Source organism: Escherichia sp. E2661 (assembly GCF_004745185.1).
Lineage (GTDB): Bacteria > Pseudomonadota > Gammaproteobacteria > Enterobacterales > Enterobacteriaceae > Escherichia.
Genome location: NZ_PDIG01000033.1, coordinates 135,316 through 150,724, shown reverse-complemented (window position 1 = coordinate 150,724; position 15,409 = coordinate 135,316). Strand labels below are relative to the sequence as shown.

Genomic DNA, 15,409 nt, shown 5'->3' with positions numbered 1-15,409 from the left:
ACAGGCACAGGCAGGCCGCTATTGCGCCAGAAAATTTAAACGATAAATGCCAATGAAATTGGGATTGGAATCGTTGGGTATCCATCGGGTGTCCTTCCATGTCATAAGTTGTTGCAGACTGACTGCGCGCATTCCGTTGTCAGTTTTCGTGGCGCTTCCGGTGTGGTAGATGACGTAACGCCCCATCCAGACCATTAAGTGCTGGGCATCGCCCTGATCGAAAAAAATCATATCGCCAGGCAGTGCCTGGTTTATGTCCTGGCCAATAAACTGGCTGTTGTACTGAATCAAATTAATCGCGGTCACATAGGGTCCGGTTTTCCCGTTCCCCTGGTTCCAGTTTTGTGCCAGTTGTCGTTGCTCAGGTGTTAGCGTCATCTCTGGCGGTAGATACTGGTTTGACAGACCGTTACTTTTTAGCCATTTGCTATCATGAACTTTCAGCGACTCGTTCGCTGCAAAGCGCACCAGGCCTGCGCAATCCTGCTGATACCAACGTGGACTTGGCCCCTGGCGTAGCTGTTCCTGCGCAATGCGCACAAACCAGGCACGAAACAGCCCCGATTGTTCGACATTCAGCATTTCACTCTGAACGCAAAAACAACACAGCCAGCAAATCAGTGCCAGCAGTCCACGCCTCATAATGGCTGCCAGTTGATTGGTAACCATTGCCAGGCGGCGCCCGGTTTCATCTGGTCCAGCTTCATGACATAACGAGGCTGTTGCGATAAAGCGTCCAGTTTCGGCATTAATAAAGTTTGTGCGGCGTTATAAAAAACCGGTTCGAGATTCTTCGGCAGACTGGTCAGCGTTTCGTTACGCAGCAGTTTCGCCATTCCTTGTGGATTGATATAGACCGGAACGACGCCATCAGTGGGTATCACATCCACCATTGCCGGGCGGGTTTTATTCAGTGTTTGCAGCGCGTTATTAACCAGCGTGTCATCGAGGGAGAAAAGCAGCGTTTTGTTTTGCATCGCCAGCGACACGCGGAAAAAATAATCCGACATTAATTGATCTGGTTGCGCCGCCTGCGCTTTCGGATACTGACCGTATCGGGAACTCACTTCGCGACGCCAGATTTGCGCTTCGCCCTGCTGAGTTTGAGTTACCGGTAATACGCCTTCTGGCGCTTTGCTTTCACGAGCACCAATATTTTGGGTAAACAGTTTCCCTGGCAATGGCGCCTGTTCGTCAGTGCCATCAAACTGACCAACAAACAGCGGGGTTTGCAGTTTTGAATCCTCATACCAGCACAGCCCGGCGGCACCATCTAATGCCCCATTCAACTTGTCGTTTTCCTGAGCGATTTGTGAGAGCATCTCTTCAGCAATACCGTGCGAGTAAGGCACCGCCACGCAGAAGCTGGCCCCGGCAGGCATACTGCTCCATACCGGCATAAAATCGAAACTGGCATCCACACTAGCGGATTCATCATTTAACGCCAGAAAGCTATGCCAGCCGTCGTTGCTCATTTCGAAGCGTACGCCAGCAAAAGAAGGCATTAATCGCTGGTAGCCAAAACCCAGCAAATTTGCACTGACCACGATGCGCTGGCGTACTGGCGTTTTTTTCGGCAGCACGCTCTTCCAGACCGAAGCTGGCTTGCCAACGTTTTTTACCGCTCAACAAATCACTTGCGATCGCCGTGGCTTCGGTATCCTGCTGGTCATCTTTAAACAACATATCCGTGCTGGAAAACACCAGCATCTTGTCCTGATATGTCGCGAACATCAGGGCGTTATTGCCGTTATAGCGCAACTGATAAACAGGGATGGTTTCACTATTTAGCTTAATACTACTGATTTCCGTCTTGCTTAATTGGCTGTCGCTGGTAGCAGCAAACAGCAATGGCTCCAGCAACTTGCTCAAGCCACTACGCTGAATAAGCACCATATAATGTGAAAGATGGCCTTGTTTATCGTGCCACAGTGCCGCCTGCGCGGGCTGGTCTAAGAGCGACGAAAAGAGCTTATCTTTCAGCGTGAGATCGTGTTCATAGACAATGCGGCGAATACTGCCTTCAATGCCCAGACGATCGGCATGATTCTGATAATAGAAAACGAAATCTTCACTCAGGACATCGTGGAGAAAAGGAATAGTAAGGAGATCTTTGGGAAGCTGGCTTAGAGAGTCGCTATCGAGAAAGAGGTCAGGTTCATTGAGATCGATTTGCAAATTATTGTGCACTACCAGCGGCGACAACGTTTTTTTCTGGACCACTGCCAGTGTATTGCAATGCCCAGACGCCCGCGGAAAGGAGCGCAACAACACCGACACCTACAAGGCCATAAAACTGCCAGCCTTTCGCCTTTTTTTCACCGCTCATTGCCACATTCCTTGTGTATAACCGTCATTTTTGACGAACGAACTCGCCCTTTAGCGCGCCCTAATACGACAAAAGCCCAGACTTTGCAGCCTGGACTTTTCATTTCGAAGAAGGGATGTTTACTCCCTTCAGTCATGAAGCGATGAAATTATTCTTCTTCCGGTTCGTCGTCAACGTCCACTTCCGGAGCGATTTCATCGTCCCCTTCCGCGGCACTGCCGTCGATGGTATCCAGATCTTCTTCGTCAACCGGTTCAGCAACACGCTGCAGACCCACTACGTTTTCATCTTCCGCAGTACGGATGAGGATCACGCCCTGGGTGTTACGGCCAACGATGCTGATTTCCGAAACGCGAGTACGTACCAGCGTACCGGCATCGGTGATCATCATGATCTGGTCGCAATCATCTACCTGCACCGCGCCAACCACTAAACCGTTACGTTCGGTAACCTTGATGGAGATAACCCCTTTCGTCGCACGCGACTTGGTTGGGTATTCCGCCACTGCGGTACGTTTACCATAACCGTTCTGCGTTGCGGTGAGGATGGCGCCATCGCCACGCGGCACGATCAGAGAGACGACTTTATCGCCTTCGCCTAAGCGAATACCGCGAACACCGGTGGTGTTGCAGCCCATCGCACGGACAGAAGACTCTTTAAAGCGCACCACTTTACCTTCGGCGGAGAACAACATTACTTCATCTTCGCCACTGGTCAGGTCAACGCCGATCAGCTCATCGCCTTCAACCAGTTTGATCGCCACTTTACCGGCGGTACGCAGACGGTTGAACTCGGTGAGGACGGTTTTCTTCACAGTACCGTTAGCGGTCGCCATGAAGACTTTCACGCCTTCTTCAAACTCGGTCACCGGCAGGATCGCGGTGATACGTTCGTCCTGCTCCAGCGGCAGCAGGTTGACGATCGGACGACCGCGCGCGCCACGAGAGGCTTCCGGCAACTGGTAAACTTTCATCGAATAGACGCGACCGCGGCTGGAGAAGCACAGGATATGATCGTGAGTGTTCGCCACCAGCAGTCGGTCGATAAAGTCTTCTTCTTTAATACGTGCGGCAGATTTACCTTTCCCGCCACGACGCTGCGCTTCGTATTCAGAAAGCGGCTGATACTTCACGTAGCCCTGGTGAGAGAGCGTGACGACGACATCTTCCTGGGTGATCAGATCTTCCAGGTTGATGTCTGCGCTGTTGGCGGTGATTTCAGTACGACGTTTGTCACCGAACTGTTCACGAACCAGCTCCAGCTCTTCGCGGATCACTTCCATCAGACGATCGGCGCTACCAAGAATACGCAACAGTTCCGCGATCTGATCCAGCAGCTCTTTGTATTCGTCGAGCAGTTTTTCGTGCTCAAGACCGGTCAGTTTCTGCAAACGCAGATCCAGAATCGCCTGAGCTTGCTGTTCGGTCAGGTAGTACAGACCATCACGCACGCCGAACTCTGGCTCCAGCCATTCCGGACGCGCAGCATCGTCGCCAGCACGTTCGAGCATCGCGGCAACGTTGCCCAGCTGCCACGGATTAGCAACCAACGCGGTTTTCGCTTCTGCAGGCGTCGGCGCATGACGGATCAGCTCGATGATCGGGTCGATGTTTGCCAGCGCCACGGCTAATGCTTCAAGGATATGCGCACGGTCGCGGGCTTTACGCAGTTCGAAAATGGTACGACGGGTCACCACTTCGCGGCGGTGACGAACAAACGCAGCGATGATGTCTTTCAGGTTCATGATCTTCGGCTGACCATGGTGCAATGCCACCATGTTGATACCGAAAGAAACCTGCAACTGGGTCTGGGAGTAGAGGTTGTTGAGCACCACTTCACCGACCGCATCGCGTTTCACTTCAATCACGATGCGCATGCCGTCTTTGTCAGACTCGTCACGCAGCGCGCTGATGCCTTCCACGCGTTTTTTCTTTTACCAGTTCCGCAATCTTCTCGATCAGGCGCGCTTTGTTCACCTGATACGGAATTTCGTGGACGATAATGGTTTCACGCCCGGTTTTGGCGTCGACTTCCACTTCTGCACGGGCGCGGATGTATACCTTGCCGCGACCGGTACGGTAAGCTTCTTCAATACCGCGACGACCGTTAATGATTGCCGCCGTCGGGAAGTCCGGACCCGGGATGTGTTCCATCAGCCCTTCAACGCTGATGTCTTCATCATCGATATACGCCAGACAACCATTGATGACTTCCGTCAGGTTGTGCGGCGGGATGTTGGTTGCCATACCTACGGCGATACCGGAAGAACCGTTCACCAGCAGGTTAGGAATTTTGGTCGGCATGACGTCAGGAATTTTTTCCGTGCCGTCATAGTTATCAACGAAATCGACCGTCTCTTTTTCGAGATCGGCCATCAGTTCATGGGCAATTTTCGCCAGACGGATTTCCGTATAACGCATTGCCGCCGCAGAGTCGCCGTCGATAGAACCGAAGTTACCCTGACCGTCTACCAGCATATAACGCAGCGAGAATGGCTGCGCCATGCGGACGATCGTGTCATAGACCGCCGAGTCACCATGGGGATGGTATTTACCGATTACGTCACCAACGACACGGGCAGATTTTTTATAGGCTTTGTTCCAGTCATTGCCTAGTACGTTCATGGCGTAAAGTACGCGACGGTGTACCGGCTTCAGGCCATCTCGGACATCTGGCAGCGCACGGCCAACAATGACCGACATCGCATAATCCAGATAGGAGCTTTTCAGCTCTTCCTCAATGTTGACCGGTGTAATTTCTCTCGCAAGGTCGCTCATCTAACCGCTATCCCTCTACTGTATCCCGGATTCAAAGGTCGCAAATTATAACACAGCCGCGAAGATCTAGGTAAACCTATACGCTTTATTCACATCCAATGCCTGATATACTCGATTGTCTTGCCAATTACGGAGTAGAAGTGCCAATGAATGCCGAAAAATCGCCGGTAAACCATAACGTAGACCACGAAGAGATCGCTAAATTTGAAGCCGTCGCCTCCCGCTGGTGGGATCTGGAAGGCGAGTTCAAACCACTGCACCGCATTAACCCGCTGCGTCTAGGCTATATTGCCGAGCGTGCTGGCGGATTGTTTGGCAAAAAGGTGCTCGATGTTGGTTGCGGCGGCGGTATTCTGGCCGAGAGTATGGCGCGAGAAGGTGCGACGGTGACCGGTCTGGATATGGGCTTTGAGCCATTGCAGGTGGCAAAGCTGCACGCGCTGGAAAGCGGCATTCAGGTAGAGTACGTACAGGAAACCGTGGAAGAACACGCGGCAAAACATGCCGGGCAGTATGATGTGGTGACCTGCATGGAGATGCTGGAGCACGTCCCCGATCCGCAGTCAGTGGTCAGAGCCTGTGCACAACTGGTAAAACCGGGTGGCGATGTCTTTTTCTCCACGCTTAATCGTAATGGCAAGTCGTGGCTAATGGCGGTGGTCGGCGCTGAATATATCTTGCGCATGGTGCCTAAAGGCACGCACGACGTGAAGAAGTTTATTAAACCGGCAGAATTGCTGGGCTGGGTGGATCAAACCAGTCTAAAAGAGCGCCATATGATCGGGCTGCATTATAACCCGATCACTAATACTTTTAAGCTCGGCCCCGGCGTTGATGTGAACTATATGCTGCACACGCAGAATAAGTAAGGTTATTGTTTGGATTCATCCGGCAACCGTGCCAATGCCTGATGCGACGCTTGCCGCGTCTTATCAGGCCTACAAATGCTCCCCGTCGGCCGGATAAGGCGTTGACGCCGCATCCGGCAACCGCGCCAATACCCGATGCGACGCTTGCCGCGTCTTATCAGGCCTACAAATGCTCCCCGTCGGCCGGATAAGGCGTTGACGCCGCATCCGGCAACGATGCCGGGCGGACAGCGATTACCATTTCACCGTCATCGACAAAAACCCGGCCGTCTGGGCAAAATCATCGCTTCCTTTCTGCCACGCCACGCTGCCACGCAGCGAAACTCGCTGACTGATATTGCCCGTTACTCCCACTTTTATTTCACCACGCTGCTTCGCCGCATCGTCGCTGATTTGGCTACCATCTTCTTCAATTTCCGTCGAATGGGGATCGTGATAATAATTCAGATCTAATGTTGGTGTGACATGAACAGCGGTACGCCATTCACTGTGTAATCCCAGCCGCGTCTGAATATCATCGCCCTGCGATTGTGACACCCGCGCATGGTTAGCGGCGGTAAAATCATCCTGCTGCACGCCCTGATAAATCACCTGCGCCTGCGGTTCAATCACCACACCACGCCCCGGTAACCACTGATACCCCGCTTCCAGCGAAGCAACGATCCCTGATGAGTGGTAATGGTCCGCGCCGTCGTTTTGTTCGCTAACATCATTCGTAAACCACGCGTATTGCAGCCAGCTATCCAGCCAGGCCCCCTGCTTCTGATTACCGTGCTGAAACCAGCTTGAGGTCAGCCCAACAGCATAACCGTGGTTCTGGTTATCGGCGTGAGATCCGGTCATATTCGAGCGGCTGTCCCCCTGGTTATCGCTGTAGCCACCTACAATCCCAAGCATCCACTCGCCATCATCGCCCCTGCGCCCCCTAATCAGGTCACCGCTAAGCTGCACCGTAGAAGTGTCTTCATGCTGAGCCAGTTGCCCTGCCGCCGTGTAATGATAACGTCCGCCGGTAACACGTAAATTCAGCGTTTGACCATCGCCACCAGCGTGATCGTGTCGCTCCATCACAAATGCCTGATTTGCCGCCCGCAGGTTATTAAAATATCCACCAACTTTGGCATTCAGCACAGGCTGATAAGCGGGTGTTGGGTCGGGCTCCGGCGTGGGATCGGGAGTCGGATCCGGATCGGGCGGTGGCGTCGGAGTGACTTTTTGCGAGCGCAGATACCAGTCATTATCATCTTCCACCAACGTATAGTCGTAAGCGCCCATATTGACGTAGCCGCTGCCCGCCAGACTAAACTGCGCATTGTTTTGAAATTGCGTGGGTTCGGCTGCGAAATCAATCACTTTAATGCCTGTAGATGTCGGCTCACCAATCCCGGTAATGGGGTTAACCACCACGGTCGTGTTGCCAGCAGTATTACCGTTCAACACCAGTTGGTCGCTTGCTGAGTCCTCGCCGTTTAATTCGCTATCGAGCAGTAGCGTACCGCCGCCGGTATAATCACCGTTTACCGTCAGCGTATCGCCAGCGACGCCATTTTGCAGGCTAACCGCACCGGACGTATTGGTCAGATCACCATTAACCGTCACGTCTGAAAGATAAGTCAGACTGTCGGTTTCCAGGTTGGTATTAAGCTCACCTGTCAACATCACACCATCGGTGGCATTCACCAACGTACCGTCGCCGTTAAACAGCGAGGCATCCAGTGCGGCGGAAGTATCCTGACTAGTCAGGCGTAAAACCGTACCATCGCTGATGTCGATAGTGCCGCTGGAAGTAGCATCAATAGACTGAATATCCTGATCCGCACCAGTCTCGAACGTCCGCCCCATCACCGACCCACAGCGATGATGCATAAGGAAAGATATCCACAGCATCGCCTTTCAACGTGCCTTCTTCCACTCGCACCGCCGACTGCGCCGTGCCACTGGCAGTCAGTTCCAACGTTCCTGCACCGGTTTTCGTCAGTGTGGTTCCCGCGTCCTGCTGCTGCCCGCTGCTGTCAGCCATCAGTGCGCCCCACTGCGTGTCTACACCCGCATCCACCATCACTTCACCATCGGCGCGCATTTCGATATCACGTCCGTGGCCTGCCGCATCTGAACGCGTGTCAACGTCGGAGGTAATCTCCATCGTGCTATCTTGTTGATTATCAGTAAAGATAACCTGGCGGTTATAGTGGGTATCACCAAGCTGAGAGTTGTCGCTCACCACCAGCGTACCGGAAGCGATTTGTGTTGTGCCGAGGTATTGATTGTCATTTGCCAGGCTGACCTGCCCGTCACCTGCATCCACCACCACATAAACACCATTATTCCCGTCATCGCCAATATGCAGATCATCGCCACCGTAAAGATCGACAACATCCTGCTGACCAATCACCGTACCGCCGCTGCCACTGATTTCCAGACCATCGTTCTCTGACGTACCGCTCTGCCAGGTAGTGAAATCGGAGAGATCCAATACGCCGCCGTTTAACACGATGGACTGCGGATCGTCCTGCATATCCGCAAGGTCCGTGGCGTTACCCGAAAGCGAGAGGATTGCGCCATCTTCCACCACAATATCGCCGGTCAGCGCCATCGACTGCGCACCCGCCAGTACATAACTCCCGTTTTCAGCAATAGTGAGTTGCCCGGCACCTTCAATGGTTCCGCTAAACCCACCTGCATTAACGGTAACATTACCGCCAGCATCAATATTTAACGTGCCATTCTGAAACCCCGTCAGGGAGTGAACAAAAGTCTGCTGTGTAGCGCCAACGTTCAATTCCGCCAGGTCATCCCGATGGCTGATACTGCCGACCATCAGGCCATAGCAATTTTGCGAATTACTCTGGCAACGGTCATCGCCGACATTCATCAGCGAATTGCTACGCCCCAGCGTCACTTCACCGTTTTCGATCCGCATCTCGCCGGTAAAATTATTATTATCCGCATTGAGCACCAGTTCGCCCGCGCCGGTTTTACTGATACTCCCGGTTCCGGCAATGGAATCGATCGCACCATCGTTACTTACGTTACCGATAACCAGAGTTTTATTGGCAGCGATATCAAACCTTACCTGGCTTGAATCGACGAACATAAAGCCGCCCGCCGCTGGAGAAGGAGCATTGCTATAACCTGCTGCGCTGTTGTTCTCATCCACTAACACGCCGCCGTTCTGGCTGTAGCTGTCATCAACAGAAATATCAATAAGATAGGGAGCCGTCGCGCTATTGGTATAAATCGCCCCGCCATAACCTTCGGCAGTATTATTTGTAAAGGCAGTGTTATTTATTATCGTATAACCTGAAGGGTGTGTAATATCGCTATTATTATCGGTGACATCGATTGCACCACCATCACCATCACTGTAACTTGTTGATGTGTATGCCTGGTTATTATCAAAAATATCATCACTTAAATAGACGTCATTATTGATAGTATAAATTGCACCACCTTTGCCGTCATTGGCAATGTTTTTGCTGAACACAGTATTAGCAACACTTATATCTACTGCACCAGGGTCATTGGTCCCAGAAGAGTAGATAGCGCCACCATATCCTCCGGCCACGTTACCCACAAAAATAACATTATCAAGATTCAGCGTTGAGTTTTCTTTGGCAAATATTGCCCCACCATTATTATATTCGCCATTTACGGTATTATTCGCAAACAAGGTCATACCGCTTTCATTTTCTGGCGATAGTAAAAGTCCTGCCCCCTGTTGCAAAAATACTGCCCCTCCGCTGGCGTTATTTGTCATATCCGAAAAAACCAGCCATTGTCCATCAGCGACGATCCAGTCTTGTGTAATGCCTGAAAGGCTTTGTCTGCTGGCCTGGCAACTGCTGGTTACGTAGCTTCCCTGACATGATTCAAAAGCCTGCGACGAGGCATTTGCGGCTGTTAATGACCCCGCCATTATGGCAGGGATCCCCCATATCATCCCTTTAGCAGAAAAAAGAATCCATTTTTTACTTTGCATGACCTGGTTACCACTTAAATAACATCGGTCTATTAAAAAACAGGTTCTGCCTTTAAATAAAAATTAATTGTAAATCGAAAATAAATTAACCTTATGATATGGCAGTTAATGATAATAAATAGATCTGAAAATTTTCTTAAACTCACATTAATTCTTTAATTAACAATACTTAAATGACATTAATTTTATTAAATAATTTATCAACCATAAGAAAAATCAACATTGAGAGTAATTATTTAACATTAACTGAATAAAAAAACACCGTTACCGACCTTACAGCAGGTTACAAATGCTCATATTGTGAACAATGAAAATAAATGATTGCTCCAGATGCTGTTGTGGCAAAATCAATTTTTGTTGAATTGAATTAAGCGCAACAAATAACCTGGATCAATAATCATCTTAAATTGAACGTTCAAGAAATCACCGAACGGTTATTTTTAACAAATTTTTCTCTTCCCATTGACTTTCCCGAACACCTTGTCTGACCTAAGGTACGCGGAAGTCACTTTTTCCTTCCTGAGTTATCCACAAAGTTATGCACTTGCAAGAGGGCCATTTTCACACTATCTTGCAGTGAATCCCAAATAGACCCCCTATATATAGTGTTCGTTGCAGCTTTCCTTACTACAGGTAGTTGCGCGAAACTATTGCGGAAAAAACAGGTACGACATACATGAATCAGAATCTGCTGGTGACAAAGCGCGACGGTAGCACAGAGCGCATCAATCTCGACAAAATCCATCGCGTTCTGGACTGGGCGGCAGAAGGACTGCATAACGTTTCGATCTCCCAGGTCGAGCTGCGCTCCCATATTCAGTTTTATGACGGAATCAAGACCTCCGACATCCACGAAACTATTATCAAGGCTGCCGCTGACCTGATCTCCCGTGATGCACCGGATTATCAGTATCTCGCCGCGCGCCTGGCAATTTTCCACCTGCGTAAAAAAGCCTACGGCCAGTTTGAGCCGCCTGCGCTGTACGACCACGTGGTGAAAATGGTCGAAATGGGCAAATACGATAATCATCTGCTGGAAGACTACACGGAAGAAGAGTTCAAGCAGATGGACACGTTTATCGTTCACGACCGTGATATGACCTTCTCTTATGCTGCCGTTAAACAGCTGGAAGGCAAATACCTGGTACAGAACCGCGTGACCGGCGAAATCTACGAGAGCGCCCAGTTCCTTTATATTCTGGTTGCCGCGTGCCTGTTCTCGAACTACCCGCGCGAAACGCGTCTGGAATACGTGAAGCGTTTTTACGACGCGGTTTCCACATTTAAAATTTCGCTGCCGACGCCAATCATGTCAGGCGTGCGTACTCCGACCCGCCAGTTCAGCTCCTGCGTGCTGATCGAGTGCGGCGACAGCCTGGATTCCATTAACGCGACCTCCAGCGCGATTGTGAAATACGTTTCCCAGCGTGCGGGGATCGGCATCAACGCCGGGCGTATTCGTGCACTGGGTAGCCCGATTCGTGGCGGTGAAGCGTTCCATACCGGATGTATTCCGTTCTACAAACATTTCCAGACGGCGGTGAAATCCTGCTCCCAGGGCGGCGTGCGCGGCGGTGCGGCAACGCTGTTCTACCCAATCTGGCATCTGGAAGTGGAAAGCCTGCTGGTGTTGAAAAACAACCGTGGGGTTGAAGGCAACCGCGTGCGTCATATGGACTACGGGGTACAAATCAACAAACTGATGTATACCCGCCTGCTGAAAGGTGAAGATATCACCCTGTTCAGCCCGTCCGACGTACCGGGGCTGTACGATGCGTTCTTCGCCGATCAGGAAGAGTTTGAACGCCTGTACACCAAATATGAGAAAGACGACAGCATCCGCAAGCAGCGTGTGAAAGCCGTTGAGCTGTTCTCACTGATGATGCAGGAACGTGCGTCTACTGGTCGTATCTATATTCAGAACGTTGACCACTGCAACACCCACAGCCCGTTTGATCCGGCTATTGCGCCAGTGCGCCAGTCTAACCTGTGCCTGGAAATCGCTCTGCCGACCAAACCGCTGAATGACGTTAACGACGAAAACGGTGAAATCGCGCTGTGTACGCTTTCTGCTTTCAACCTGGGGGCAATTAACAGCCTGGATGAACTGGAAGAGTTGGCCGTTCTGGCGGTACGCGCACTTGACGCGCTGCTGGATTATCAGGATTACCCGATCCCGGCAGCCAAACGCGGGGCGATGGGTCGTCGTACACTGGGTATTGGTGTGATCAACTTCGCTTACTATCTGGCGAAGCACGGTAAACGCTACTCCGACGGCAGCGCCAACAACCTGACGCATAAAACCTTCGAAGCGATTCAGTATTATCTGCTGAAAGCCTCTAATGAGCTGGCGAAAGAGCAAGGCGCATGTCCGTGGTTTAACGAAACCACCTATGCGAAAGGGATCCTGCCGATCGATACCTATAAGAAAGATCTGGATGTCATCGCTAATGAGCCGCTGCATTACGACTGGGAAGCACTGCGTGAGTCAATCAAAACGCACGGTCTACGCAACTCCACGCTTTCTGCTCTGATGCCGTCCGAGACCTCTTCGCAGATCTCTAACGCCACTAACGGTATTGAACCGCCGCGCGGTTACGTCAGCATCAAAGCGTCAAAAGACGGTATTCTGCGCCAGGTGGTGCCGGACTACGAGCATCTGCACGACGCCTACGAGTTGCTGTGGGAAATGCCGGGTAACGATGGCTACCTGCAACTGGTTGGTATCATGCAGAAATTTATCGATCAGTCGATCTCTGCGAATACTAACTACGATCCGTCACGCTTCCCGTCAGGAAAAGTACCGATGCAGCAGTTGCTGAAAGACCTGCTCACCGCCTACAAATTCGGGGTCAAAACGCTGTATTATCAGAACACCCGTGACGGCGCAGAAGACGCGCAGGACGATCTGGTGCCGTCAATCCAGGACGATGGCTGCGAAAGCGGCGCATGTAAGATCTGATATTGAGATGCCGGATGTGGCGTAACCCTTATCCGGCCTACGGTTCGAATTTGTAGGCCTGACAAGACGCGCCAGCGTCGCATCAGGCACAGGATGCTGCGTAAAATGCCTTATCCGGCATTAAACTCCCAACAGGACATATTCATGGCATATACCACATTTTCACAGACGAAGAATGATCAGCTCAAAGAACCGATGTTCTTTGGTCAGCCGGTCAACGTGGCCCGCTACGATCAGCAAAAATATGAAATCTTCGAAAAGCTGATCGAAAAGCAGCTCTCTTTCTTCTGGCGTCCGGAAGAAGTTGACGTCTCCCGCGACCGTATCGATTATCAGGCCCTGCCTGAACACGAAAAGCACATTTTTTATTAGCAACCTGAAGTACCAGACGTTGCTCGATTCAATTCAGGGTCGTAGTCCGAACGTGGCGCTGCTGCCGCTAATTTCTATTCCGGAACTGGAAACCTGGGTAGAAACGTGGGCATTTTCAGAAACGATTCACTCTCGTTCTTATACCCATATCATTCGTAATATCGTTAACGATCCGTCTGTTGTATTCGACGATATCGTCACCAACGAGCAGATCCAGAAACGCGCAGAAGGCATTTCCCGCTATTACGATGAACTGATCGAGATGACCAGCTACTGGCATTTGCTGGGCGAAGGCACCCACACTGTTAACGGTAAAACCGTGACCGTTAGCCTGCGCGAGCTGAAGAAAAAACTGTATCTCTGCCTGATGAGCGTTAACGCGCTGGAAGCGATTCGTTTCTACGTCAGCTTTGCTTGTTCCTTTGCCTTTGCAGAACGCGAACTGATGGAAGGTAACGCCAAGATTATTCGCCTGATTGCCCGTGACGAAGCCCTGCACCTGACTGGCACCCAGCATATGCTGAATCTACTACGCAGCGGCGCGGATGATCCGGAAATGGCGGAAATAGCCGAAGAGTGTAAGCAAGAGTGCTATGAGCTGTTTGTCCAGGCGGCACAGCAGGAGAAAGACTGGGCGGATTATCTGTTCCGTGACGGTTCGATGATAGGTCTGAACAAGGACATTCTCTGCCAGTACGTCGAGTACATCACCAACATCCGCATGCAGGCAGTTGGTTTGGATCTGCCGTTCCAGACGCGTTCCAACCCGATCCCGTGGATCAACACCTGGCTGGTGTCGGATAACGTACAGGTTGCTCCGCAGGAAGTGGAGGTCAGTTCTTATCTGGTCGGTCAAATTGACTCGGAAGTGGACACCGACGATTTGAGTAACTTCCAGCTCTGATGACCCGCGTTACCTTGCGCATCACTGGCACACAACTGCTGTGCCAGGATGAACACCCTTCCCTTCTGGCGGCGCTGGAATCTCATAATGTGGCGGTTGAGTACCAGTGCCGCGAAGGCTATTGCGGCTCCTGTCGCACACGCCTGGTTGCAGGTCAGGTTGACTGGATTGCCGAACCGTTAGCCTTTATTCAGCCAGGGGAGATTTTGCCCTGTTGTTGCCGGGCAAAAGGCGATATCGAAATCGAGTTGTGATCTGGCACTAGTGCCAGATGCGACGCTGATGCATCTTATCTGGCCTACAACGGTTTTTTGTAGGTTGGATAAGGCGTTTACGCCGCATCCAACATGGCATGCGCGAATAGTTGCCAGATGCGACGCTGATGCGTCTTATCTGGCCTACAACGATTACATGGCGTAGTAATACGCTTTCACCTGTTCCCAGTCGGCTTTGGGAATCGGCTCCAGATATTTTTCCAGTTGGCGGAAGTCATGATTGATCGCTTTATGGCGCCGTACACGACGGCGGCTTTTCTCCAGGTCAAGAAAACCAGCTTCTGCTTTACCTTCCGTTTTCACATAGATATGTCGAACATAACAGCAACCATGCTGCCGATTAACGCTATGCATTTTCTTAAACGCCAGCGCTACCGCTTTTAGCATCCCTTCGCGAACATCATCAGCAAAAGGCGTAATTGCATGTTGCGCATACCAGTCAGCAATGCTGACAAACCCCGCCATATCTTCTGTCACCAGCAACGCACGCCATTCGCCATCAATTTTCACCGCTTCTCCAAAAACGATTTTCGGCACAATCACGCCAGCGCGTTCCAGATCTTTTATCACCGCAACCTCGCGCACAATCGTCGGGCGACCAAACGGATAGCGGAGGGAATGAAACAGGTGCTGAGTCATGCGCTTCACGTAAATTTTTTGCCCGTCTCGTTCAACGCATTGCACCCCACTCATGCCATTGCGGCGGAAATTCGGCTCTTCAACCCAGTCTCCTTCCGTTGCCCACCAGTGATTAAATTCATCGAGTTTTGCTGAAACAACCATACCCTGTCGCCTGTTGTTATTGTTAACGACAACGACTATAGGTGTTCACCTTAAGAAAAACTTAATAAAAAGTGTTTATTAATGGGTTTCTTTTGCCGGAAACAAGTCATCCCGCGCTAAATAACAGCAAGTAAGGATAACCAACAGATTTTATTGAAG

5 protein-coding genes and 4 pseudogenes are annotated in these 15,409 nt (G+C 51.1%); 4 read left to right on the top strand and 5 right to left on the bottom strand.

Annotated features, from left to right (window positions below):
* Positions 1-18: 18 nt before the first annotated feature.
* The 3 genes and pseudogenes from CRI63_RS16530 to gyrA all read right to left on the bottom strand — a co-directional run bounded on the left by CRI63_RS16530 (position 19) and on the right by gyrA (position 5,106).
* The gene (locus tag CRI63_RS16530; RefSeq protein WP_135520145.1) at positions 19-642 is read right to left on the bottom strand and encodes a DUF1175 domain-containing protein; all 624 of its coding nucleotides are present in this window, start codon (positions 640-642) and stop codon (positions 19-21) included.
* Positions 639-2,329: pseudogene (locus tag CRI63_RS16525) on the bottom strand (DUF2138 domain-containing protein). Before CRI63_RS16525 ends, CRI63_RS16530 begins: the two are co-directional and overlap by 4 nt.
* A 148-nt stretch (positions 2,330-2,477) precedes the next feature.
* Positions 2,478-5,106 (bottom strand): annotated as a pseudogene (gene gyrA / locus CRI63_RS16520) (DNA topoisomerase (ATP-hydrolyzing) subunit A).
* Between the two features lie 146 nt (positions 5,107-5,252).
* On the opposite strand from gyrA, the gene ubiG reads away from it, so the two are divergent.
* Positions 5,253-5,975, top strand: coding sequence for a bifunctional 2-polyprenyl-6-hydroxyphenol methylase/3-demethylubiquinol 3-O-methyltransferase UbiG (ubiG, locus tag CRI63_RS16510; protein WP_130207157.1), 723 nt, complete (start codon positions 5,253-5,255; stop codon positions 5,973-5,975).
* Between the two features lie 234 nt (positions 5,976-6,209).
* On the opposite strand, the pseudogene yfaL reads toward ubiG, so the two are convergent.
* Positions 6,210-9,915, bottom strand: a pseudogene (gene yfaL / locus CRI63_RS16505) (AIDA-I family autotransporter adhesin YfaL/EhaC).
* A gap of 715 nt (positions 9,916-10,630) precedes the next feature.
* Here yfaL and nrdA point away from each other — a divergent pair.
* The 3 genes and pseudogenes from nrdA (at position 10,631) to yfaE (ending at position 14,446) form a co-directional block, all read left to right on the top strand.
* On the top strand, positions 10,631-12,916 hold the full coding sequence (nrdA, locus tag CRI63_RS16500; RefSeq protein ID WP_130221912.1) for a class 1a ribonucleoside-diphosphate reductase subunit alpha: 2,286 nt from the start codon (positions 10,631-10,633) through the stop codon (positions 12,914-12,916).
* Between the two features lie 144 nt (positions 12,917-13,060).
* Positions 13,061-14,192, top strand: a pseudogene (gene nrdB / locus CRI63_RS16495) (class Ia ribonucleoside-diphosphate reductase subunit beta).
* Complete coding sequence (yfaE, locus tag CRI63_RS16490) at positions 14,192-14,446, top strand: ferredoxin-like diferric-tyrosyl radical cofactor maintenance protein YfaE (RefSeq protein ID WP_130207161.1); 255 nt, start codon at positions 14,192-14,194, stop codon at positions 14,444-14,446. The pseudogene nrdB and the gene yfaE overlap by 1 nt, the downstream one beginning before the upstream one ends.
* A gap of 153 nt (positions 14,447-14,599) precedes the next feature.
* On the opposite strand, the gene inaA is transcribed toward yfaE, so the two are convergent.
* Positions 14,600-15,250, bottom strand: coding sequence for a lipopolysaccharide kinase InaA (inaA, locus tag CRI63_RS16485; protein ID WP_135404783.1), 651 nt, complete (start codon positions 15,248-15,250; stop codon positions 14,600-14,602).
* Positions 15,251-15,409 lie beyond the last annotated feature (159 nt).